This is a genomic window from Nostoc sp. C117 (assembly GCF_043099735.1).
Lineage (GTDB): Bacteria > Cyanobacteriota > Cyanobacteriia > Cyanobacteriales > Nostocaceae > Nostoc.
The window spans coordinates 3,748,131-3,768,718 of record NZ_CP170991.1; the positions used below are offsets into that span (position 1 = coordinate 3,748,131).

Consider the following 20,588-nt stretch of genomic DNA (forward strand, 5'->3'; position numbering starts at 1 on the left):
TAGCTTGAAGACGAATCGTTATGTACTTCATTTTTCTGTAAATATACTATATTAAATAAAGTTATTTTTCTCTTACTAGATCGATTTTTAATACTAATTAGTTGGTGTAGGCGTAGCCCGCGGTAGGCATCGCTTTTTCTGGTTAAGCGCTTGGTAGAGTTTTGTGAAACAATGTCATGCAATTTTATAACCTTCAATCAAGGTTAACCAACGCATGGTTATGCATATAATTGACGATGATTATATTAAAAAATAATTAAATTTTTCCTGATTACCAGAAATCTATAAGAAATTTTCCACCTTAACTAAGACTTGAAAATTGATCCCCGAAATCAATAATAAAATAAATATAAATTATTACTCAAAACTAGATTTTTCTTAAGTCATACATACCAGTAAATGATTAAATTCTAATATACCAAGTACATGGCTTCTAGTAACGCGTAGAATTAAAAACACCTTGGTATCAACCTGAGGAACGAGTTAAAAGAATTCTCAATGCTTAACAAAGTCATCGCTTTTTCACAAACTTACAGTATAAAGAATTGGCAACATTGGTAAAGAGAGTAAACAATAACCATAGCTAAACTTGGAGTTTTGCCAACCTATGCAGCCAATTCGTACATTCAACGTATCTCCTTCACTGCCGCCCCGACTCGAACCACTACGGCGGCTGGCATATAACTTACACTGGGATTGGAACGTTGAGACTAAAGATTTATTTCGTCGCTTAGACTCAGACCTGTGGGAATCTAGCCATCATAACCCCGTGTTGATGCTAGGTACTATTTCTCAGTTGCGGCTTTTGGAAGTTGTCGAAGATGAAGGCTTCCTAGCCCAAATGGATCGAGCTAACCGTCAGTTAGAAGATTATTTGCAAGAGCGCACCTGGTATCAGAAACAACGCGAACACAAACCAAAAGAATGCTACGCCTATTTTTCGGCTGAATTTGGACTTGTAGATTGTTTACCCGTTTATTCTGGAGGCTTGGGCGTTCTGGCGGGGGATCACCTCAAATCTGCTAGTGACTTAGGCTTACCGCTTGTAGGTGTAGGTTTACTCTACCAGCAAGGCTACTTTGCCCAGTATCTCAATGCCGATGGCTGGCAGCAAGAACGCTACCTGCTCAACGATTTCTATAATATGCCCTTGCATTTGGAGCGCAATGCCGATGGTTCAGAACTACGGATTGCGGTAGATTATCCAGGACGCAAGGTATATGCCAGAGTTTGGCGCGTCCAGGTAGGAACAGTGCCCCTGTATCTGCTGGACACCAACATTGAACCCAACAATACTTACGACCACGACATCACAGATCAGCTGTATGGTGGCGACATTGATATGCGTATCCACCAGGAAATTATGCTGGGGATCGGTGGTGTGCAAATGCTTAAAGCATTGGGGCTGAAAGTTACCGCCTACCACATGAATGAAGGCCACGCCGCCTTTTCTGCCTTAGAGCGCATCCGCTTGCTGATTCAGGAAGAGGGACTGAATTATGCCCAAGCTAAACAAGTGGTGGCTTCTAGCAATATCTTTACCACCCACACACCAGTACCAGCAGGAATTGACTTGTTCGCTCCTGACAAAATGTTGTACTATCTGGGGTACTATGCAGAAATATTTGGGTTGCCCAAAGAGCAGTTTTTAGGACTGGGGCGCGAGAACACAGGCGATTTATCTGCACCTTTTAGTATGGCGGTGCTGGCGCTGAAGATGGCAACATTTTCGAACGGTGTAGCACAATTGCATGGCGTGGTATCGCGGCAAATGTTCCAGGGCTTATGGCAGAAAGTGCCAGTAGAAGAAGTACCGATCGCCGCCATTACTAATGGTGTTCATGCTCGGAGTTGTGTTGCTAAATCAACTCAAGAGTTATACGATCGCTACCTGGGTCCAAATTGGTCATCAGCACCAGTAGATAGCCCATTGTGGGAGCGGATGGACGCCATACCCGATGAAGAATTGTGGCGAAATCACGAACGCTGTCGCTTAGACATGGTTTTGTATGTGCGAGAGCATTTGGTGAAGCATTTGCGCGATCGCGGCGCTTCCGCCTCTGAAATTGTCCAAGCACAAGAAGTTTTAGATCCTTACGCTTTTACCATTGGCTTTGCCCGTCGTTTTGCCACCTACAAACGTGCTACCCTTTGGATGCGTGATATAGAACGCATTAAGAAGCTTTTGCTCGCTAACAAAGACCGGAAAGTACAATTCGTAATTGCTGGTAAGGCACATCCTAAAGATATTCCTGGAAAAGAACTGATCCGCGACATTAATCACTTTATCCACGAACAGCACTTAGAAAAACAAGTAGTGTTTGTTCCCAATTACGACATTCATATTTCCCGGTTGATGGTGGCGGGTTGCGATATCTGGTTAAACACACCACGTCGTCCACGAGAAGCTTCTGGTACTAGTGGCATGAAAGCCTCTATGAATGGATTGCCAAATTTAAGTGTACTAGATGGCTGGTGGGATGAAGCTGATTATGTTCGCACAGGCTGGGCAATTGGACACGGAGAAAACTACGACGATCCCAACTACCAAGATGAAGTAGAAGCAAACGCTCTCTATGAGTTGTTAGAAAAGGAAGTTGTACCGCTATTTTATGAACATCGGGATAGTGATGGCTTACCCCGTCCCTGGGTTGCCAAAATGAAGGACGCAATTCGCTTGAATTGTCCCTTCTTTAATACAGCGCGGATGGTGGGGGAGTATGCACAAAGAGCTTATTTCCCAGCTAGCGATCGCTATCATACCCTCACCGTTGATAACTATGGCCCAGCGAAAGAACTAGCTGCTTGGAAAGAAAAACTCGGCGAAAACTGGTTTAATATCAGAATCAAAGATATTGACGTATCCACACCTTCAGACATTGAAGTGAACCAAACCGTTGCTGTCAAAGCCAAAGTTGACTTAGCAACTTTGACCAATGATGATGTGCAAGTGGAGTTGTATCAAGGTGCGATCGATGCCAATGGTGATATTGTCAACGCTATACCAGTAGTGATGGATTACCAAGGCGAAGATGCACAGCAATTGAGTACTTACACAGCAAATATTACCTACACCGCTTCTGGTTTACAAGGTTTGTCTTTGCGGGTATTGCCGAAAAATCCAAACCTAGCTAATCCCTATGAACCAAGGTTAATTGCTTGGGCAGAATAAGACTACTAAATAGTTTTTGAATACAAAATAAAAGGCGTTGCTGATTTAATTTTAGCAACGCCTTTTATAAGACAATTGAAAAAACGATTGCGACACATTGATTCACAGAACCCGTATACACAAAGCGATTTACAATCCAAAATTCAAAATCCAAATGCGTCGAGATTCTATATTTTACAAACTATTTCAACAATCCCCGGCTTTGCTATTTGAACTATTAACAAATCCTCCAACAAATGCAGAAGCTTATCGATTTGATTCAGTCGCTGTCAAAGAACCGAAATTTGAAATCGATGGGGTATTTTTACCACCAGAAAATGCAAGTCCGGGTATTGTGTATTTCTGTGAGGTACAATTCCAGAAGGATGAAAGGCTTTATGAAAGGGTATTTGCAGAATCATCTTTATATTTCTACCGCAATCGTGACAGATTTAGTGATTGGCAAGCAGTGATAATTTACCCATCCCGCAGTATTGAACAAAGTGATATTTATCCTCATCGAAATCAACTCAATGGTAACCAGGTACATCGGGTTTATCTAAATGAATTGGGAAATATTCGCTCCTTACCTGTGTGGGTGGCATTGATGGTATTAACTACGGTAGAAGAAGAACTTGCGCCCTCCGAGGCTAGATATTTAATTGAGCGTTCCTCTGTTGAGGAGTCAGAAACTGCAAGTCGCGCCATAATTGAGTTAGTAACCACAATCTTAGTGTACAAATTTGAACAATTAAGCCGAGCGGAGGTAGAACAGATGTTAGGAATAACGCTTAAAGAAACGAGAGTTTATAGAGAAATTAAGGAAGAGGGACGAGAGGAAGGACGAGAAGAAGGACGAATTGAGGGAGAGCGATCGCTCATTTTCCGATTACTACAAAGACGGGTAGGAGAATTACCTCAAGATATATGTGAATCTATTGAAACTCTCTCGTCAGAACAATTAGAAAATCTGGGTGAAGCATTGCTTGATTTTATCAGCTTGGCTGATTTGCTTTTTTGGTTAGAAGCACTTCAAAGTTAGGATAAGCACCACAGTTGCGATCGCCATCGTCTGGAAGTTGATATATTCGGATGCTCGCTCATTTTAAGCTAAAATTCTTTGGGGAATGACAATGTAGCCTGTGGTGCGATCGCCTAATACCAAATTATGTTGTTCTCCCCAATACCACCAGTATGCACCAACGTAAGCGCAAACTAGGCTATCTAGTTTATCTTCGGTTGCTTTGAGGGCTGCGCCTGTGGTGGGAATTTCCAGAATAAACGAACTGCTAAGGCGCAGAGGAGGAGAGAAAAATGAGAGGACATCGAGGAGATAGTTTTGGAGTTTGATTAGTTCTAAGCGGCGATCGCTAAGGCGGCCTTTTTTGTATTTGAGGATGCGTTCTAAGTTAAATAGGTTAACGATTGCTGGGTGGGGAAAAACTTCTATTTGATATCTGCCGAGTTTTTGTGGTTCGATGGTGGGTGCGTGTAGATAGCCGCGTGATTCTAATTCTAAGCCGAAGTTGACGGTGCGATCGGCAAAGGGTAGGTTTTTGTTAGCTGGGTAACAGCCGGCGTGATATTTACCAAAGTATTTGTGAGTGAGTTTGTCGGGGAGGCGACTTCCATTGTCATTGGGTATGAGGGTGGGTGCATCTACGGCGATGATGGCTGGTTCGTTTGGTTTGACAGTGCGATCGATCCAGTCGAAGATGTCTGCAATGGCTTCTTTACGGTCTAAATCGACTAGTTGCAGTTGTCCATCTATCCATTCTAAGCAGCATAGTCCACTTGGTTGGGATTTCCAGCCTAAATCAATACCAATAAATTTCATGGCGATCGCACTAATTTCCGATTATTTTCGCATTTTGCAGCAACGGTTGACGAAAACACTGCTATTAGAAGTTACGGGGCGAAACGCCCGTAACCAGTTGGAAGCGTTGAGTATTCAAGAACAATTCAGTTTAGCTAAATTTCATTGCCAAAAATTATCGCAAATAATCTTATAATTTAAAAAAGCTTGTCTTAATTTATGAAAAAAATTTAGGAGTTAGGAGTCATAATTGAGTATGATTTATATGCAACTGGCGATGGATTTTGGTTGAAAAATTCACGCACGGCTAATAAGCGAAACTAATGTTCAATATTTTCCCTTGTTAAAATTGTATTCCTTTATGGGTAGAATATTCTGAATTCTGTTTTATTTTATCTCACAATAAGTAAATCCAGATTATTCCTATGCAGATTTTATTTTTACATCCCAATTTTCCCGCCCAATTTCGCAATCTAGCCATGTATTTGGGTAAGGATAATAATTTCAAAGTTGTCTTTGCTACAAATCGTCGTGAAGGAGAAATAGCTGGTGTTAATAAAGCTATCTACACTCCTTCTCGTGAAGCTGCTCCCCAAACCCACCACTACGTTCGCAATCTAGAAAATGCTGTCCTCACTGGTCAAGCCGTCTATCGCATAGCTGAAAATTTAAAAGCTGACGGTTTCGTTCCCGATATAATTTATGGTCATTCTGGTTGGGGACCGACTTTGTTTATGAAAGATGTTTTTCCCAAAGCAGAATTGTTATGTTATTTCGAGTGGTTTTACCATGCTCATGGTTCCGATGCAGATTTTGATCCCAACGAACCACTAAATGCTGATGATGTCTGCCGAATTCGCGTGAAAAATGCGCCGATTTTAACTGATTTATATAGCTGCGATCGCGGTCTTTCTCCTACTAATTGGCAGCGCCAACAGTTTCCTAAAGAATATCATAACAAAATCACTGTATTTCACGATGGCATTGACACCAAATTCTTTGCTCCCAAACCAGGCGCAAAGTTAGTTTTACCAAGAATCAATCTCGACCTTTCTCATGTAGAAGAGTTAGTAACTTATGTCGGACGGGGAATGGAACCTTATAGAGGTTTTCCTCAGTTTATGGAAGCAGTAGCAATAATTCAACAGCGAAGACCTAAGTGCCATGTAGTAGTTGTCGGAGAAGATAGAGTTGCTTATGGTAAAAACCTCCCCGATGGGAAAACTTATAAACAATTAATGCTCGAAAAATTATCTTTAGATTTATCAAGACTGCACTTTACAAATAGCCTACCTTATCATGAATATATTCAGGTATTACAAGCTTCTTCGGCTCATATTTATTTAACGCGTCCTTTTGTTTTATCTTGGTCAATGTTAGAAGCTATGTCAATAGGATGTGTACTAATAGCTTCTAAGACTGCACCAGTTTTAGAGGTCATAAAAGATGGGGTAAATGGACTACTAGTAGATTTCTTTTCTCCTGAGAATATTGCTAATAGGGTTGAGGAGGCACTGAATCATCCTCAGGAAATGAATGCAATTCGTACTAACGCGCGAGCGACAATTCTCAAACATTATGATGTGGCAAAACTACTACCACAGCATTTGCAATGGATGTTAGCTAGTAAAAGTTCTGATAGTTTGAAAAAGCGCCAAAGTTCTAAAATTTATAAAGGATTTAGTGCAAATTAACTATTAAATACTCGGCATTCACAAATGACAAATAACATTGAAAATGCGAATTATTTTTACTATTGCCCATTTTTTCAAACCTAGCAATGATGGTCGTCATGCTTCCCAACGCAAAGATCCCCAACCCCGTTTGGAGGCGTTAGCTAAAAGTGTTACTGCTTTGCATCAGTTATTTGGTAAATCTCAAAGTATCATTAACATTGCTCAACGATTAGCTTTCCCTGCTAATCAACCACAATCTCACGAATTAGATATTGTTATTTGTACAACCCAAAATAATCATCTTTTGCATCAGCTTTCTGTACCATCCCATTTTTATAGGCATCATTCTACCAATGTAGAACCTATGCTTTTAGGATTTGAATGTCAAGCTATTCTGCAAAGTAGTCTCGGTAAATATGATTACTACTGTTTTCTGGAAGATGATTTAATCATCCACGATCCTTGGTTTTTTATAAAATTAAACTGGTTTACCCAACAAACAGGCGACTTAAATTTGCTTCAACCAAATCGTTATGAAATCTCCCCTAATGGGTTGGTTCAAAAAGCTTATATTGATGGAGATTTGGCTTTGCGAGTAACTGCTCCCTTTCAAAATGTGCAGGAACAACAGCAACTCAAAGGTACAATTATGAATACACCAATTACATTTAATCCTGCGCTTAATCCCCACGCAGGCTGCTATTTTTTAAATGCAAATCAGATGGCTCAATGGGCTAATCAACCTTATTTTCTCGACCGAGATACGAGTTTTGTTGGCGCTCTAGAAAGTGCCGCAACTTTAGGAATTATGAAGACATTCCAAATTTATAAAACGTCGTCAGAACAAGCAAGTTTTTTGGAGATTCAGCACTTTGGAACAGGTTTTTTGGGGCTAATTGGAGGACAGGTAGGTTTGGCACAAAGGTAAATCTATGTGTGTGACAATAGTAAATATAACTCTACAAATGACTGCTTTCAACCCAAGCGTGCCAGCCCTCTTTGAAGCCATAGAAAACAATCACGAGTCCGGCAATAGGATCAGCCCACCACCAGCCAAAGAACGTATTTAGAAGTAAGCCAACTAAAACTGAACCAGCTAGATAGGCATCTATGACAGTAACGCGAGCTTCCGCTTTGAGAATTGAATTACCTAGCTTTTCGCCTGTTACCTCCTTCCCCCAAGCGAGCGATAGCATCACAATGAACGTTGCCACCAGCCACGCAATACCTATTATTGATTGGCTCGGATGCACTTGCGCTAACAGCGTCTCTAAAGAGTGAGTCAAAATATATGTTGCCAGCACAAAAAATCCTGTACCAATTGAGCGTAGGGCTTGTTTTTCCCGTCGTTGAGAAACTCCCATTAGTTGCCAAATGACAATCATTGATGCACCAATTTCAATCAAAGAGTCGAAAGCAAATCCAACCAACGCAATGGAATTGGCTTCCATTCCTGACAGAATAACAATTATGGAACCAACAACATTCCAACCTAAAGTTAGGTATTCGAGGAGAAGTCCCCGCCTAAGAAGTTTGTTAGCTGCTCTTAGTTCTCGTTCCGATTTGGGTAGATTGCTGATTTCTTCCATCGTTTTTCATCCTCCTAAAAACAGTTTTGTTAAACGTGTTAAATAGGCAGCCACAAACACACCCAATACTGCTCGGGTTTTGCATTTTTAACTCGGAATTGGGTTTGGGGTAAAGGTTAAAGGGTAAAGGTTAAAGGGTAAAGGTTAAAGGTTAAAGGGTAAAGGGTAAAGGTTAAAGGGTAAAGGTTAAAGGGTAAAGGTTAAAGGTTTTTTCTTTCCTCTTTCCCTTTCCCCTTTTCCCCTTAACCGACAAGTATTGCAAACACACCTACATTCATAGAAATAACTTAGATTTATCGCAATTCTTTACAGTTGCTTAAGAAAGCAAAGTAGCTCTAAATGCAACGTCTGTTACATTAAAATCTTAACTGTAGTCACCACTGAAAGCAACACTTGTTGCAAACAAATTTGATGAATCAAAAATTTTGGAACTTGCTGATATATCGTGTACCGACTCAACCCTCAACAAAACGGGTCTATATATGGCGTAAGCTCAAAGGCTGGGGAGGACTTTATTTGCAACAGTCAGTCTGTGTTCTGCCTCAGAGGGAAGATTTACAGCATCAGATGGAAGAGTTAAAGACAGATATTTTAGAAAGTGGGGGTGAGGCGGACTTACTGACTGTGGCAATTGACCATCCTCAGCAAAACGCTATGTTGATTAAGCGATTTCAGCAGCAAGCAGCACAAGAGTATCAGGAGTTTTTAGGGCGTTGCCAAGATTTTCACAACGAACTAAGTCATGAACGGGAGATACATAATCTTACCTTTGCAGAATTGGATGAAAATGAAGTGGAATTGGCAAAGCTTCGCTCTTGGCTGTCTAAGATTTGGGAACGCGATCTATTTGAGGTTCCAGGGAAATATACACAAGCAATGGAGGCTCTGAAAGCTTGTGAGCAAGATTTCCAGGCCTTCAGCCAGCAAATGTATGAGACACAGCCAGCAAACTTGGATAATTAATACACATCGCAGAACATATTTCTCCTCGTAGGCGTCAGCTTTTGCTACAAGCTGTAATAATTGATGCATAAGGTCGGCGATTGCCGTTTTCTTAGCGAGTGTCTTGAAACTCCAGAGATCGGCGAAATAACAATTGCTGTCTCAAAATCGATTTCAGCGACTTCGTAAACGGCAAATGCGATCGCATTTCAGCACTGGCGACTTCCAGACAATTGGTTTATATTACGAGAAAAGTTTTTCAAAATCTTCTACTTCCGCACAAAATAACTCGATAATGCTGCATAACTAAACAAATATGGATTTTGACTATTTTAGAAATAATGATGGCACTCCTGGGAATAACACTCGTCAAAGCTTACTTGCTAGCGGTTGGCGACCGTTTCAGCGAGAATTGGACTTGGGCTTTTTATGCACATTATTATCTAATGACTCACGGGAATTAACTCAAAAAAGTTTGAATTTAGCAAGTAATATTGCTGATATTTTAGGACGAAATAATTATGCTTGGTGGGCAAATTTATTAAATGTTGTATCTGAGAATACGCGCTACGAAGTTGAAAAATTTTGGAATTACATCACGCCAGATCCTCTATCACCAGATCATCGCTATAAAGATGTTTTGAGTACCGAAACGCCCATAGTTCAATTTGTCAGTCGTAGCAGTATTCCCATTGATTACGTTCTCAACCGACTGCAAGAAATTACTATAATGCGAGTTTTACATTTGTTGGCTCGTCCTGACATTATTACTCAATATTATTCAGAAAGAGACTTTTATTTTCCTGTAGAAAAATTTTTTAGCTGGGAACGCTTAGACGTAATTAATACTGTTTATGCTTACTGGTCTCAATATGATGTTTGGTTGCAAATTGACCCCTACGATCGCGGACGACGACAATATACTTTAATGGCGAGAAATTTAGCACCATTAATTAACAAAGCAACTTATGACTTAGCAGTGATGCTGAGCGGATATCAAAGTCGTGTAGGTAAAGTTCACAGTCAATTTCCCATTCGGACATTTCCAGCAGATTTACAAAACTTTACTGATTCTGTACAGCAAGCAATTCTGAATCAAAATCAGTTAGCGGTTGTTGTGCATGGAAAACCAGGGACAGGTAAAACAGCCTGGACACAAGCAGTAGCAAAAGAAATTCTTGTACCTTTAGGTTTTGTAATTTTCATTTTAGATCATGATGCGATCGCTAACTTTGTCCCACCCACTTACTTAGAGCGAATTTGTATCGTGATTAACGAAGCTGATAATTTAGCCCAAAATCGTGCTTCGGAAGTAGCGCAATATAATAACAAAACTGAACACATTTTAAGTTTGTTAGATGGGACTTTGTATCAAAGCGTAATTGATGACTCTGGTATTCAGATGCAGCAACGGTTAGTTGTCTTGATGACTTGCAATACTACTGAAAGATTAGATCCAGCCATGTTACGTAAAGGTAGGGTGGATTTAATGTATGAGTTTACGCAATTGTTTGTATAAAGTGGTTTTTTAGAAATAAAAATACAGAGAAATTATCAGTGAGAATCTCTGTTTATTTTCGTTAGAAAATTTCAAGCCACAGACCCCCGATTTTTCTAATCATTCGGGGATTTTATTATTCGCAAATGATTAACTGTTTATATAGATACATATTTTTATATTTGAGAATAATATAGTCAATTATATATTACTGCACTTCAATTAATTAACTCAAATTCTCGATTTTAATGAATACAACATCAAAAAATCGACACCAAAAAACTGCTCTGATTACTGGAGCAGCAAGTGGAATAGGCTACCAATTTACACAGATTTTTGCTTGCCATAATTACAATCTTGTATTAGTAGACAAGAATGAACAAAAGCTGGCTGAAATAGCAAATGAATTGCCACAAAAATTTAATATTTTTGTCAAAACTTTTGCCAAAGATTTATCTATATCAACATCTCCAGAAGAAATTTTTACAGAACTACAGCAAGCATCCATCAAGATTGATGTGTTGATAAATAATGCTGGCTTTGGTACTTACGGAGCATTTAGTGAAACAGACCTCACTACTGAACTGAAAATGTTACAGGTAAATATGGTGACTCTGACTCATTTAACTAAGTTGTTCCTCAAAGATATGATCGAGCAAGACTATGGAAAAATATTAAATGTTGCTTCAGCTGCTGCTTTTCAACCAGGCCCTTTAATGGCGGTTTATTTCGCTACTAAAGCCTATGTGTTATCATTTTCAGAAGCGATCGCCAATGAATTACAAGATACAGGTGTGAGTGTAACTGTTCTTTGTCCAGGACCCACCGCTTCAGAATTTCAACAAACAGCTGCAATGGAAGACTCCAAAATTGCTAGCGTTAACAGAATGATGGATACAGAAACCGTTGCTAAAATTGGTTATCGTGGCTTAATGGCAAATAAAACTGTTGTCGTTCCTGGTATGAGAAATAAAATTTTGACTGAAAGTGTCAGATTTACACCAAGAAGTTTGGTAACCAAAGTTGTCAGAAGTATGCACGAACTGAAAAAATCTAGAAGCTAAAGAAGGCAGGAGGCAGGAGGCAGGAGGCAGAAGGTTGCAATACAGTGTACGCAACTCTTGGAGATGCTCCGCGAACAGACCTACACTGATTGCAAGAGCAAACCTTCTGCATTCTGCCCTTAGCAAGAACTGCCTTCTTCACGGCGTACCCTCTTGAGAAAATACTACCCGAAAACCACAAATCCTCAACCCACCGTCTGACTCATTCCAGCTACGACTAGCGCTGCGACAAAGTTCCGCGCTGAAACTCCAAGAACCACCGCGCAGTACCCGGCGATGAATATCACCGCCCACTTCCCAAACTGTTCCATCAGCAGGTGCATCATCATAATTGTTATGCCACGGATCGGCGCACCATTCCCAAACTAGCCCGTGCATATCATACAATCCAAAGGCGTTAGCTACTTCAAAACTGCCTACGTTTGTTGTTTCTTTACGGAATTTGCTTTTTGGTTCGTCAGCACAGCAAACTAACTCCGGAGTAATGGTTTCACCAAAGTGAAAGGATGTCGTAGTTCCAGCCCGACAAGCATATTCCCATTCAGCTTCACTCGGTAAACGATAGTCGCGTCCAGTTTTTTCTGATAACCTCAGACAAAATTCTACAGCTTCATCCCAAGATACATTTTCTACTGGTCTATCTAAACCTTTGAATTTTGATGGATTGGGATTTAACGTTTGGTTGACTTTAGGTAAACCTGCTACTACTCTCCACTGTGCTTGAGTTATAGGAAATTTTCCCATAAAAAATGGTTCTGTAGTAACTTTGTGTCGAGGACGTTCGTCAGCATCGCCTTCAAATTCTGGCGAACCCATCATATAAGTACCGCCAGGAATCGATATCATTTCTAGGGCGACAGACTTACCCAATTCTTCAGCAAAAAAATTTGCATTGCGACTGACGCGGCTAACTTCTCTACCTGCTGTATCTACTGTTACTACCTCAAATTCAAAAGTTTCTAAAGGCGGTAATGATACGATTAATTTTTGCGGTAGCTGCGGTAATATCGATTGGGAAATCGAAACCATTTTTAGAGCAACAGGTTCAATGTTCGATCTTCTAAACTCCAAATCTTTGATAACTTCTGCTGCTGTTTGATACCTTTCGCTCGGCAAATGTTTGAGTAATTTATCTAAAATTTCTCCTAAATTGTCACTAATAGCAATACCTTTTTTTTGCAATTTTTCGCGCCATAACCATTTAGCATTCATCGCATCATAAATAGGATCGCTAATCTGTCCAGAAGCATCTTGTGAAGGCAAACATTGAGTTAAAAGACGCACACAAGTTACACCCAAGGCATATAAATCGCTCCCATGACAAGCAAATCCAGCCATTTGTTCGGTTGGCGCATAACCAAGTGTATAAATTACGGTAGCTTGTCTTCCGATACTGGTTTGTGTTACTTGTTTAGCACCGCCAAAATCGATTAATACGGGTTTTTTATCGCTGGAACGGCGGATAATATTTTCTGGTTTGATATCCCGATGAATAACATTACTGGTATGAATGAAGTCCAAAACTGGCAATAAATCAGCTAAAAGTTGCCAAATTTGTTCTTCACCATATGTTTGTTGCTGAACTTCTTGTAAGAGAGTTTTTCCTTGAATAAATTCTTGCACTAGATACAAGCTAGTACCTTGTTCAAAATAAGCAAGTAATCTAGGAATTTGGGTATGATTTTCACCCAAATCATACAAGCGAAAAGCTTCTTCTTTAAAAAATTCGGCTGCTTTGGTGCGTTGTCCTGTTCCTTGGAATTGTGGAAAAAATTGCTTGATGACGCAAGGTGCATTTAGTCTATCTACATCTTCTGTAGCATAAGTTCTGCTAAACCCACCTTCACCTAAGAGTGTTAATACGCGATAACGGTTTCTGAGAAGTTTGCCAAAGTTGCTGTGTCCGCAACTGACGCAAAATCTATTGCTATCAGAGTTAAATGGATTTGAGCAATTGGGATTTTGGCAGATTTGCATAATGAAGGGAAAATAGCATCTTCTCCAAACTTAGCCCCAATATTATGTTATTGAAAACCGTGATGTAGAAAAGCGAACACGGAATTTTTTATATGTGTTTAAAAATATAAAAACGGGAGTCAGAATTCAGTTAAGTAAGATGGCACGTTAGGCTAAGGCTATAACGCTCCTTACTTGTGAACTCTGAATTCCTCTTCAAGATAGTTGTTGTTACCAACTAAAAAAGTTCACTAAGAACTAAATAAGGGATAATTTTTATTTTCAATTCTCAGTCTTAATTTAAGGTTTTATTTTCTCCAGAAGCACGAATTAATTCAGCGACAAAAGCAACAATCCCAGATACGGAAATTAACATTACACTTAGTGCATTAATGTCAGGCTTTACTCCTGTTCTAATACGGCTGAAAATTTCCATTGGTAGGGTGTTAGAACCACTACCGGCAGTAAAACTGGCAATGAGAAAATCATCTAAGCTGAGGACAAAAGCTAACAAACAACCAGCTACAATACCAGGCATTAATTGAGGTAATAATACTTTGAGAAAAGCTTGAGTTGGTGTAGCACCTAAATCTAGTGCTGCTTCTTCTAAATGAGGATCTAAATTGGTAAGCCTTGAAGCAACCACAAGTCCGACGTAGGCTAGACAAAACACCATATGGGCTGCAACTATTGTCCACAAACTCAAGGGTATGGCAAAGGCTGCTAAACATACTAAGGTAGCAACTGCGATCGCAATATCAGGAATAATCAATGGTAGGTAAGCAATACCACGATACAAATTCTTTCCTGGAAATTGATAACGCGCCAAACCTACCGCCATCAAGGTTCCCAGTACTGCGGAAATCCCTACGGCACAACCAGCAACTATCAAACTATTTTGCAAAGCCGATAAAATGCGATCGTCACTAAATAACTTACGATACCAATCGAAGGTGAATCCTTGCCAAGTTGCACTGTAGGGCGACTGATTAAAGCTATAAAAACCAAGTACCAGTATAGGCAGGTACATGAATATAAATATCAGTAGTGAGAAAACCGCTTGCCATGAGACACGCGGTTTTTTGAGGGATGCAGAAATATTCACGTTTATATGTAATTTTTATTGATAGCAATATAAAATATCATATTTTATGTAATAAGTCAACTATTGCCTTATCCAGACTTTCGCTTTTTGGTTGTAGACTGAGTTTTTCTTGACTCTATAGTAAACTGGGGAATTTCCTGGAGTTCAGTTTCACTTAAACTATACTGCTCACAAACCAAGCTGAGGCGATCGCCTGGAGTTTTCACAGCGTTAACAGAATGAGTTAAATCACCCTGAAAGTAAAGTAAAGTATTGATTTGGGGCTTTATCTGCCCAAGTTGACGTTTTGGCGATCGCAATATCAATTCTCCCCCTTGCATATCCCCAGGGACTCGCACGTAAAGAACACTCACAACTGTAGGTGGCTCAATGGTTTTGGAGTAGGAACGTAAGGAGCGATCGATGTGCGGATCGACACGAGAGCCTTCTTTTAGCTGTAAAGGATTGAGATAAAAAGCATTACAATTTGGCTGGAGAGCTAAATCTAAGTAAGGTTTGAAGTAGGGAAACTGCTGTTCTACTGTTGCTAATCCAGAACGCTGAAATACTACGGAAAATCCTTTAGTAGCAACAAAATCACGGTTCAGATTATTGATAGAAAAATAAGGACAAGCTTGAATTTCTCCCCACAAATTATTTAGGTAGTCGCTGGGGAAGGCGTTGGTTTGTTGTTGATAGTATTTCACAATTGATTTCAGAGGCGAAAGGCTAAAGTTTTTTCGGAAGTAGTAAGTTAAAAGTTAATATAAATGACTAGATTGTGAGTCCAAGCAATTTCTGCAATCATTGGTTGCAGTTTTCCATTTTGGTTATATGTAACGTAAAAATTACCCTTGAATTCTCAATCCAAAATCTCGTCAATCATTCGGTTGGCTTGGGAACCATAACCACCCCCAAATAAATTGAAGTGATTTAATATGTGATACAAGTTATAAAGTGTTTTTCTCTGTTCATAGTCAGCATCTAAAGGAAAGACTTCGTTATAACCTTTATAAAACGCTGCGGGGAAACCACCAAACAATTCTGTCATGGCAATATCAACTTCTCTATCTGCAAAATAAGTTGCTGGATCGAATATCACTGGTTCTCCCGACGCAGTACACCCAGCATTTCCACCCCATAAATCGCCATGTACTAAGGAAGGTTGCACTTGATGATTTGCCAATAGTTCAGGAATTAACGCTAGTAACTTATCTTGTTGAGGAAAATTGCCACCTCGTCGCCTTGCTAATTGAAATTGATAACCCAGGCGATGTTTAATATAAAATTCTACCCAGTCTGCTGTCCAAGTATTGATTTGGGGCGTGGAACCAATCGTATTGTTAATTTTCCAGCCAAAGCCTTGACTGCTAATAGTTTTGTGCATCGCGGCCAAATTTCGCCCCATCTCTTCCCACGATTTAGTATTACCGCCAGCAAGTTCCAACCATTCGAGGACAATGTAGCTAGAATTATCAGCTACACCCCAGCAAATAGGTTTGGGAACGCGAATACTAGCTGTTACTAGCATTTCCTCTAAACCCAGCGCCTCAGCCTCAAACATCGCAACTTGAGATGCTTGGTTCAGCTTAACGAAGTACGTTATTTCACTATCCGAGACAGCATAGCCTTGGTTGATGCATCCACCACCAACCGATCGCCTTTTCTGACTTTGAAATTTTTCGCCAGTCACCTGGGTAATATGCGCGTCGATTTGAGTCCACATAGTTTGGGGAGTGGGGGGAGATGAGGGAGTGGGGAGAAAGAATAATATACCTCATTCCCTATTCCCTTCCTAATTTACGGCTTAACTACAACCACACCATAAGCATCGGGAAAAAGATATTCTTTGGCTGCTTGCATTAAGTCAGTTGCGTCTTGGCTTTGAATTTTAGCTGGGTAGTTAAACGCGGGTTCTAAATCTCCTACTAAAGATTGATAGTAACCATATAAGCCAGAGCGATCGCCTGGTGTTTCGTTACCAAATATAAATCTGTTGGCTACTCGCCGCCGCACACGGGCAATTTCGGATTCTGTCACCAACTCTGTCTGTAAGCTGTGGATGTGTTGAGCGATCGCATTTTCTACTTCAGCTAAATTTTCTGCTGCACATTTAGCTGAAATATAAAATGTTCCTTGCAGTTCATGGCTCATGTTACTCACACCAATTGAGGAAACTAATCCCCGTTCTTCTCGTAAATCTCGCACTAACCTTGATGTTCGTCCATGTCCCAAAATTGCTGCTAAAACATCTAGTCCATAAGTGCGTTCTAGCTGATTCATTCCTGGAACTCGCCAAAGCATCACTAGCCTTGCTTGTTGGAGAGTTTCATCAATAAATTCTCGACGAACTATTTCTGTAAATGGTGACTCTGGGATGAGTGCTGAGTGCTGAGTGCTGTTAGCGGTAGCGGGGCGTTTAGCCCGTGCTGAGTGCTGAGTGGGGAGTGTTTTTGTAAATCCTTCTGCAACGGTTGCAATTAATTCTTCAACCGGCAAATTACCTACAGCTACAGCAGTAATTGACTGGGGTTGATACCAACTACCGTGAAAATCCCGCATCTGCTGGGGTTTGAGTTGGGAAATTACTTCTTCTGGCCCTAATACCGCACGGCGATAGGGTAACCGATCAAAGGCTGTTTCCATCGCTCGTCTGTACGTGCGGCGGCGGGGATTATCTTCTGAACGTCTTATTTCTTCGAGAACCACTAATCGTTCGCGTTCAAAGGCCTCATCAGGAATACTAGCATTAGATACTACATCTATTTGTAATGGCGCCAGCTCGGCAAAATCTTTGGGCGCAGTAGTTATATAGTAATGAGTATAGTCTTGGCTAGTAGCGGCATTGGTCACAGCACCCCGCTCTTCAATTCGACGTTCAAATTCGCCGCTAGCCAATTGTTCTGTTCCCTTAAAAATCATATGCTCTAAAAAGTGAGCCATCCCGTTAATCGCATCGGGTTCTACAGCTGAGCCAACTTTAATCCATATGTTGAGGTTTACGGCTTCAACTGGCATCTGCTCGGCGATGATTGTCAAACCATTGGGCAATTTATGCAAGGTTGGAGCATTCAGAGGAGAAATTTTCTGCAGGATTGAGGTCATTGCTACTTGTGTGCGAGAAGCTACGTTACTCTTTTATCTTATCTACGACTTAGTACTCAGTTAAGTTTTGTACTTTTCAATACTAGCACTTTCCAGGTGTCAATCTAGGTACGATGACATTTTTTTAATTATTTTGTGGCAAATAAAAGTGGTACTCCATAATTTATAAATTGAGTATCGGAAGTAATTATAATCATCTTTTCTAGTATCGCTTGTGCTATTAAAAGCCTATCAAAAGGGTCTTTATGATGGTCAGGTAAGGATGCTGCTTTAACCGCATGGTGTTCTGTTATTGATAAAAAACTAAAATCAGTATCAATGATGGCTTGTATTAAATTATCTGGGGTTTTAAGCTGTCCTTTTTTTCTTTTTATTTCTATTTCCCAAACACTAATAGCACTAACAACCACTTTATTTGAAGAATCTGAAATTTGTTGACGAACTTCAGGTAAAAGACAAGAGTTATCTTCAAGTGACCATATTAAAGCACAGGTATCAAGTAACAACTCCATTATTATTCAATACCAAATTCATCAATAATATCACTTGATGTTTTATGAAAATCTTCTGATATTTCTACTTTTCCTTTCCAAATACCTAAAGTTCTAGGAGAATTTTGAGTAGGAGTTAATTGTTTTATCTCATCAATTTCACAACTGATTAGAGGGGAATTAACTACAGTCGATTCAGTCTTGAATGAAGTTTGAGGAATAGTTTTTTCATTCGGACTAATACCAGAACGAAAAAATTGGAAATCGTAGGCACGCCCGCTCATAAAACTTCCTCTAAAATTACCTCGGTAATTTGTAATAATAGAATCAATTTTTTCTCTCAATGATTCTAACTCTGAAAGAGTTAAAGAAGATAGTGTGGATGATATTAAACGTACTTTCTCGTTAATATACATAATACTCTTACTTATCAAATTAACTACAGTCAACAACTAGAAACTAAAATTCTATTCCACCACTATTTTAATCTGTCTAGCCAAGGTTTTTAGACGTGATAGCACTTCCATGCAACAAAGTTGTAGAGGATACACCCCTACTGATGATTGTGGTTTAATCAATCACGCTGTAAAATTATGAATAGTAATGTTAAGAATTATCAAAAATAAGTATCAATGTCCAGCATTTCTGTTGATAAAACTAAATCTCGTGTCGTCGTCATTGGTGCGGGAATCGGTGGACTGACTGCTGGAGCATTACTCGCTCATAGAGGTTACAGCGTTCTCATTTTAGATCAAGCGATCGCACCGGGAGGCTGTGCTTCGACGTTTAAACGTCAGGGATTTACCTTTGATGTTGGTGCAACTCAAGTTGCAGGTTTGGAACCAGGGGGAATTCACCACCGCATTTTCTCAGAATTAGCAATAGATTTACCAGAAGCAACGCCTTGCGACCCTGCTTGTGCGGTATATTTACCAGGGGAAACTACACCCATCAACGTTTGGCGCGACCAAGAAAAATGGCTTGAGGAACGACAAAAACAGTTTCCTGGTAGTGAGCCATTTTGGCAATTGATGACGACTTTATTTAATGCTAGCTGGGAATTTCAAGGACGCGATCCGGTGCTACCACCGCGTAATTTATGGGATTTGTGGCAGCTAACGCAAGCGGTGCGTCCAAGTACATTAATTACAGTGCCTTTCACATTGTTGACGGTGGGAGATGCTTTACGGTTATGTGGAGTCGGAAATGACCGACGACTGAGAACATTTTTAGATTTGCAATTGAAGTTGTATTCCCAAGTCAACGCTGAAGAAACAGCATTACTTTATGCCGCCACAGCGTTGAGTGTATCGCAACTACCCCAAGGATTATTTCATCTTCAAGGGAGTATGCAAGTATTAAGCGATCGCCTGGTAGAATCTTTAGAACGAGATGGCGGCAAATTGTTGATGCGCCACACTGTAGAACAAATCAAAGTAGAAGACGGCAAAGCTAGTGCTGTAGTCATTAGAAATCAGAAAACTGGCGAAGTGTGGACAGAAGCCGCCGACCATATAGTTAGCAATGTCACCGTCCAAAACTTGGTACAGTTGTTGGGAGAAAAAGCCCCATCTGGTTATAAAAACAGAGTGGAAAAATTGCCCCAAGCATCGGGTGCCTTTGTGGTTTATTTGGGTGTAGATGCGAGTGCTATACCACCTGAGTGTCCTCCCCATCTGCAATTTTTGTATGATGCTGATGGTGTCATTGGCGAGAATAATTCTTTATTTGTTTCCGTTAGTCATCCTGGAGATGGTCGCGCCCCAGAGGGGAAAGCAACGATTATCGCTTCATCATTTGTCGATCCTACACCGTGGTGGCAAACTGAAGATTATCCAGGATTAAAACAAAAATATACCTTAGAAGCGATCGCTCGTCTTGCCGAATACTTTTATCTCAAACCAGAAACAATCATCCACGTAGAAGCTGCAACGCCTCGCAGCTTTGCTCATTATACAAACCGCGATCGGGGTATAGTTGGCGGTATAGGTCAAAGAATCCCCACTTTTGGCCCCTTTGGCTTCGCTAATCGTACACCCATCCAACATCTTTGGTTAGTTGGTGACTCGACCCATCCCGGCGAAGGTACTGCTGGGGTAAGTTATTCGGCGCTAACGGTAGTCAGACAAATTGAATCGCAATTGTAGTACTTTGTCAAATTATTTTTGATGGTTTGTAGTAAGCACTTTAGTGCTTAAAAAGCAAATCACAAAGAC

The 20,588-nt window shown here is 40.3% G+C and carries 18 protein-coding genes; 9 read left to right on the plus strand and 9 right to left on the minus strand.

The window, feature by feature from the left end; translation table 11 throughout:
• Positions 1-607 precede the first annotated feature (607 nt).
• Positions 608-3,172, plus strand: a complete 2,565-nt coding sequence (glgP, locus tag ACFG4S_RS16165; RefSeq protein ID WP_392535751.1) for an alpha-glucan family phosphorylase — start codon at positions 608-610, stop codon at positions 3,170-3,172.
• A 154-nt stretch (positions 3,173-3,326) separates the two neighbouring features.
• Positions 3,327-4,193 carry an Rpn family recombination-promoting nuclease/putative transposase gene (locus tag ACFG4S_RS16170; protein ID WP_392535752.1) on the plus strand — a complete coding sequence of 289 codons (867 nt, stop codon included), beginning with the start codon at positions 3,327-3,329 and terminating at the stop codon, positions 4,191-4,193.
• A gap of 63 nt (positions 4,194-4,256) precedes the next feature.
• Here ACFG4S_RS16170 and ACFG4S_RS16175 read toward each other — a convergent pair whose 3' ends face one another.
• Entirely contained in the window at positions 4,257-4,988 is a 732-nt protein-coding gene (locus ACFG4S_RS16175; RefSeq protein ID WP_392535753.1) for a DUF429 domain-containing protein, read from the minus strand.
• Here ACFG4S_RS16175 and ACFG4S_RS16180 point away from each other — a divergent pair.
• The 3 genes from ACFG4S_RS16180 to ACFG4S_RS16190 all read left to right on the plus strand — a co-directional run bounded on the left by ACFG4S_RS16180 (position 4,987) and on the right by ACFG4S_RS16190 (position 7,571).
• Positions 4,987-5,163 carry a hypothetical protein gene (locus tag ACFG4S_RS16180; protein WP_392535754.1) on the plus strand — a complete coding sequence of 59 codons (177 nt, stop codon included), beginning with the start codon at positions 4,987-4,989 and terminating at the stop codon, positions 5,161-5,163. The two genes, ACFG4S_RS16175 and ACFG4S_RS16180, sit on opposite strands and share 2 nt — an antisense overlap.
• A gap of 229 nt (positions 5,164-5,392) precedes the next feature.
• Positions 5,393-6,661 carry a glycosyltransferase family 4 protein gene (locus ACFG4S_RS16185; RefSeq protein ID WP_392535755.1) on the plus strand — a complete coding sequence of 423 codons (1,269 nt, stop codon included), beginning with the start codon at positions 5,393-5,395 and terminating at the stop codon, positions 6,659-6,661.
• 43 nt (positions 6,662-6,704) lie between these two features.
• Complete coding sequence (locus tag ACFG4S_RS16190; protein ID WP_392535756.1) at positions 6,705-7,571, plus strand: calcium-binding protein; 867 nt, start codon at positions 6,705-6,707, stop codon at positions 7,569-7,571.
• 31 nt (positions 7,572-7,602) lie between these two features.
• On the opposite strand, the gene ACFG4S_RS16195 is transcribed toward ACFG4S_RS16190, so the two are convergent.
• Positions 7,603-8,232: a cation diffusion facilitator family transporter gene (locus ACFG4S_RS16195; RefSeq protein ID WP_392535757.1), complete on the minus strand. Its 630-nt coding sequence runs from the start codon at positions 8,230-8,232 to the stop codon at positions 7,603-7,605.
• A 411-nt stretch (positions 8,233-8,643) separates the two neighbouring features.
• Between ACFG4S_RS16195 and ACFG4S_RS16200 the strand changes: the two genes are divergently transcribed.
• The 3 genes from ACFG4S_RS16200 (at position 8,644) to ACFG4S_RS16210 (ending at position 11,736) form a co-directional block, all read left to right on the plus strand.
• Positions 8,644-9,195, plus strand: a complete 552-nt coding sequence (locus tag ACFG4S_RS16200; RefSeq protein ID WP_392535758.1) for a Chromate resistance protein ChrB — start codon at positions 8,644-8,646, stop codon at positions 9,193-9,195.
• 295 nt (positions 9,196-9,490) lie between these two features.
• Positions 9,491-10,693: an AAA family ATPase gene (locus ACFG4S_RS16205; protein ID WP_392535759.1), complete on the plus strand. Its 1,203-nt coding sequence runs from the start codon at positions 9,491-9,493 to the stop codon at positions 10,691-10,693.
• Between the two features lie 227 nt (positions 10,694-10,920).
• The gene (locus ACFG4S_RS16210; RefSeq protein WP_392535760.1) at positions 10,921-11,736 is read left to right on the plus strand and encodes an SDR family NAD(P)-dependent oxidoreductase; all 816 of its coding nucleotides are present in this window, start codon (positions 10,921-10,923) and stop codon (positions 11,734-11,736) included.
• Between the two features lie 138 nt (positions 11,737-11,874).
• Here the strand turns inward: ACFG4S_RS16210 and ACFG4S_RS16215 are convergent, their stop codons facing one another.
• The 7 genes from ACFG4S_RS16215 to ACFG4S_RS16245 all read right to left on the minus strand — a co-directional run bounded on the left by ACFG4S_RS16215 (position 11,875) and on the right by ACFG4S_RS16245 (position 18,788).
• Positions 11,875-13,713 (minus strand): SUMF1/EgtB/PvdO family nonheme iron enzyme, encoded by a 1,839-nt coding sequence (locus tag ACFG4S_RS16215; RefSeq protein ID WP_392535761.1) that lies wholly within the window; start codon positions 13,711-13,713, stop codon positions 11,875-11,877.
• Between the two features lie 274 nt (positions 13,714-13,987).
• Positions 13,988-14,722, minus strand: coding sequence for an ABC transporter permease (locus tag ACFG4S_RS16220; protein WP_392535762.1), 735 nt, complete (start codon positions 14,720-14,722; stop codon positions 13,988-13,990).
• A 143-nt stretch (positions 14,723-14,865) separates the two neighbouring features.
• Positions 14,866-15,483 carry a 2OG-Fe(II) oxygenase gene (locus ACFG4S_RS16225; RefSeq protein WP_392535763.1) on the minus strand — a complete coding sequence of 206 codons (618 nt, stop codon included), beginning with the start codon at positions 15,481-15,483 and terminating at the stop codon, positions 14,866-14,868.
• Between the two features lie 155 nt (positions 15,484-15,638).
• Positions 15,639-16,502 (minus strand): fructosamine kinase family protein, encoded by an 864-nt coding sequence (locus ACFG4S_RS16230; protein ID WP_392535764.1) that lies wholly within the window; start codon positions 16,500-16,502, stop codon positions 15,639-15,641.
• 74 nt (positions 16,503-16,576) lie between these two features.
• Positions 16,577-17,881, minus strand: coding sequence for a M16 family metallopeptidase (locus tag ACFG4S_RS16235; protein ID WP_392535765.1), 1,305 nt, complete (start codon positions 17,879-17,881; stop codon positions 16,577-16,579).
• 128 nt (positions 17,882-18,009) lie between these two features.
• Positions 18,010-18,393 (minus strand): type II toxin-antitoxin system VapC family toxin, encoded by a 384-nt coding sequence (locus ACFG4S_RS16240; RefSeq protein WP_392535766.1) that lies wholly within the window; start codon positions 18,391-18,393, stop codon positions 18,010-18,012.
• A 2-nt stretch (positions 18,394-18,395) separates the two neighbouring features.
• Positions 18,396-18,788, minus strand: a complete 393-nt coding sequence (locus ACFG4S_RS16245) for a hypothetical protein (RefSeq protein WP_392535767.1) — start codon at positions 18,786-18,788, stop codon at positions 18,396-18,398.
• Positions 18,789-19,004: 216 nt separating this feature from the next.
• Between ACFG4S_RS16245 and crtD the strand changes: the two genes are divergently transcribed.
• Positions 19,005-20,519 (plus strand): C-3',4' desaturase CrtD, encoded by a 1,515-nt coding sequence (gene crtD, locus ACFG4S_RS16250; RefSeq protein ID WP_392535768.1) that lies wholly within the window; start codon positions 19,005-19,007, stop codon positions 20,517-20,519.
• Positions 20,520-20,588 lie beyond the last annotated feature (69 nt).

Excerpts from the sequence above, each read along its gene's own strand:
- ACFG4S_RS16210 (WP_392535760.1), top strand. The coding sequence starts at position 10,921 with ATGAATACAACATCAAAAAATCGACACCAAAAAACTGCTCTGATTACT.
- ACFG4S_RS16215 (WP_392535761.1), bottom strand. The coding sequence starts at position 13,713 with ATGCAAATCTGCCAAAATCCCAATTGCTCAAATCCATTTAACTCTGAT.
- ACFG4S_RS16235 (WP_392535765.1), bottom strand. The coding sequence starts at position 17,881 with ATGACCTCAATCCTGCAGAAAATTTCTCCTCTGAATGCTCCAACCTTG.
- ACFG4S_RS16240 (WP_392535766.1), bottom strand. The coding sequence starts at position 18,393 with ATGGAGTTGTTACTTGATACCTGTGCTTTAATATGGTCACTTGAAGAT.
- ACFG4S_RS16180 (WP_392535754.1), top strand. The coding sequence starts at position 4,987 with ATGGCGATCGCACTAATTTCCGATTATTTTCGCATTTTGCAGCAACGG.
- ACFG4S_RS16170 (WP_392535752.1), top strand. The coding sequence starts at position 3,327 with ATGCGTCGAGATTCTATATTTTACAAACTATTTCAACAATCCCCGGCT.
- ACFG4S_RS16195 (WP_392535757.1), bottom strand. The coding sequence starts at position 8,232 with ATGGAAGAAATCAGCAATCTACCCAAATCGGAACGAGAACTAAGAGCA.
- crtD (WP_392535768.1), top strand. The coding sequence starts at position 19,005 with ATGTCCAGCATTTCTGTTGATAAAACTAAATCTCGTGTCGTCGTCATT.
- ACFG4S_RS16185 (WP_392535755.1), top strand. The coding sequence starts at position 5,393 with ATGCAGATTTTATTTTTACATCCCAATTTTCCCGCCCAATTTCGCAAT.
- ACFG4S_RS16205 (WP_392535759.1), top strand. The coding sequence starts at position 9,491 with ATGGATTTTGACTATTTTAGAAATAATGATGGCACTCCTGGGAATAAC.
- ACFG4S_RS16220 (WP_392535762.1), bottom strand. The coding sequence starts at position 14,722 with ATGTACCTGCCTATACTGGTACTTGGTTTTTATAGCTTTAATCAGTCG.
- ACFG4S_RS16190 (WP_392535756.1), top strand. The coding sequence starts at position 6,705 with ATGCGAATTATTTTTACTATTGCCCATTTTTTCAAACCTAGCAATGAT.
- ACFG4S_RS16200 (WP_392535758.1), top strand. The coding sequence starts at position 8,644 with ATGAATCAAAAATTTTGGAACTTGCTGATATATCGTGTACCGACTCAA.
- ACFG4S_RS16230 (WP_392535764.1), bottom strand. The coding sequence starts at position 16,502 with ATGTGGACTCAAATCGACGCGCATATTACCCAGGTGACTGGCGAAAAA.
- ACFG4S_RS16245 (WP_392535767.1), bottom strand. The coding sequence starts at position 18,788 with ATGTATATTAACGAGAAAGTACGTTTAATATCATCCACACTATCTTCT.
- ACFG4S_RS16175 (WP_392535753.1), bottom strand. The coding sequence starts at position 4,988 with ATGAAATTTATTGGTATTGATTTAGGCTGGAAATCCCAACCAAGTGGA.
- glgP (WP_392535751.1), top strand. The coding sequence starts at position 608 with ATGCAGCCAATTCGTACATTCAACGTATCTCCTTCACTGCCGCCCCGA.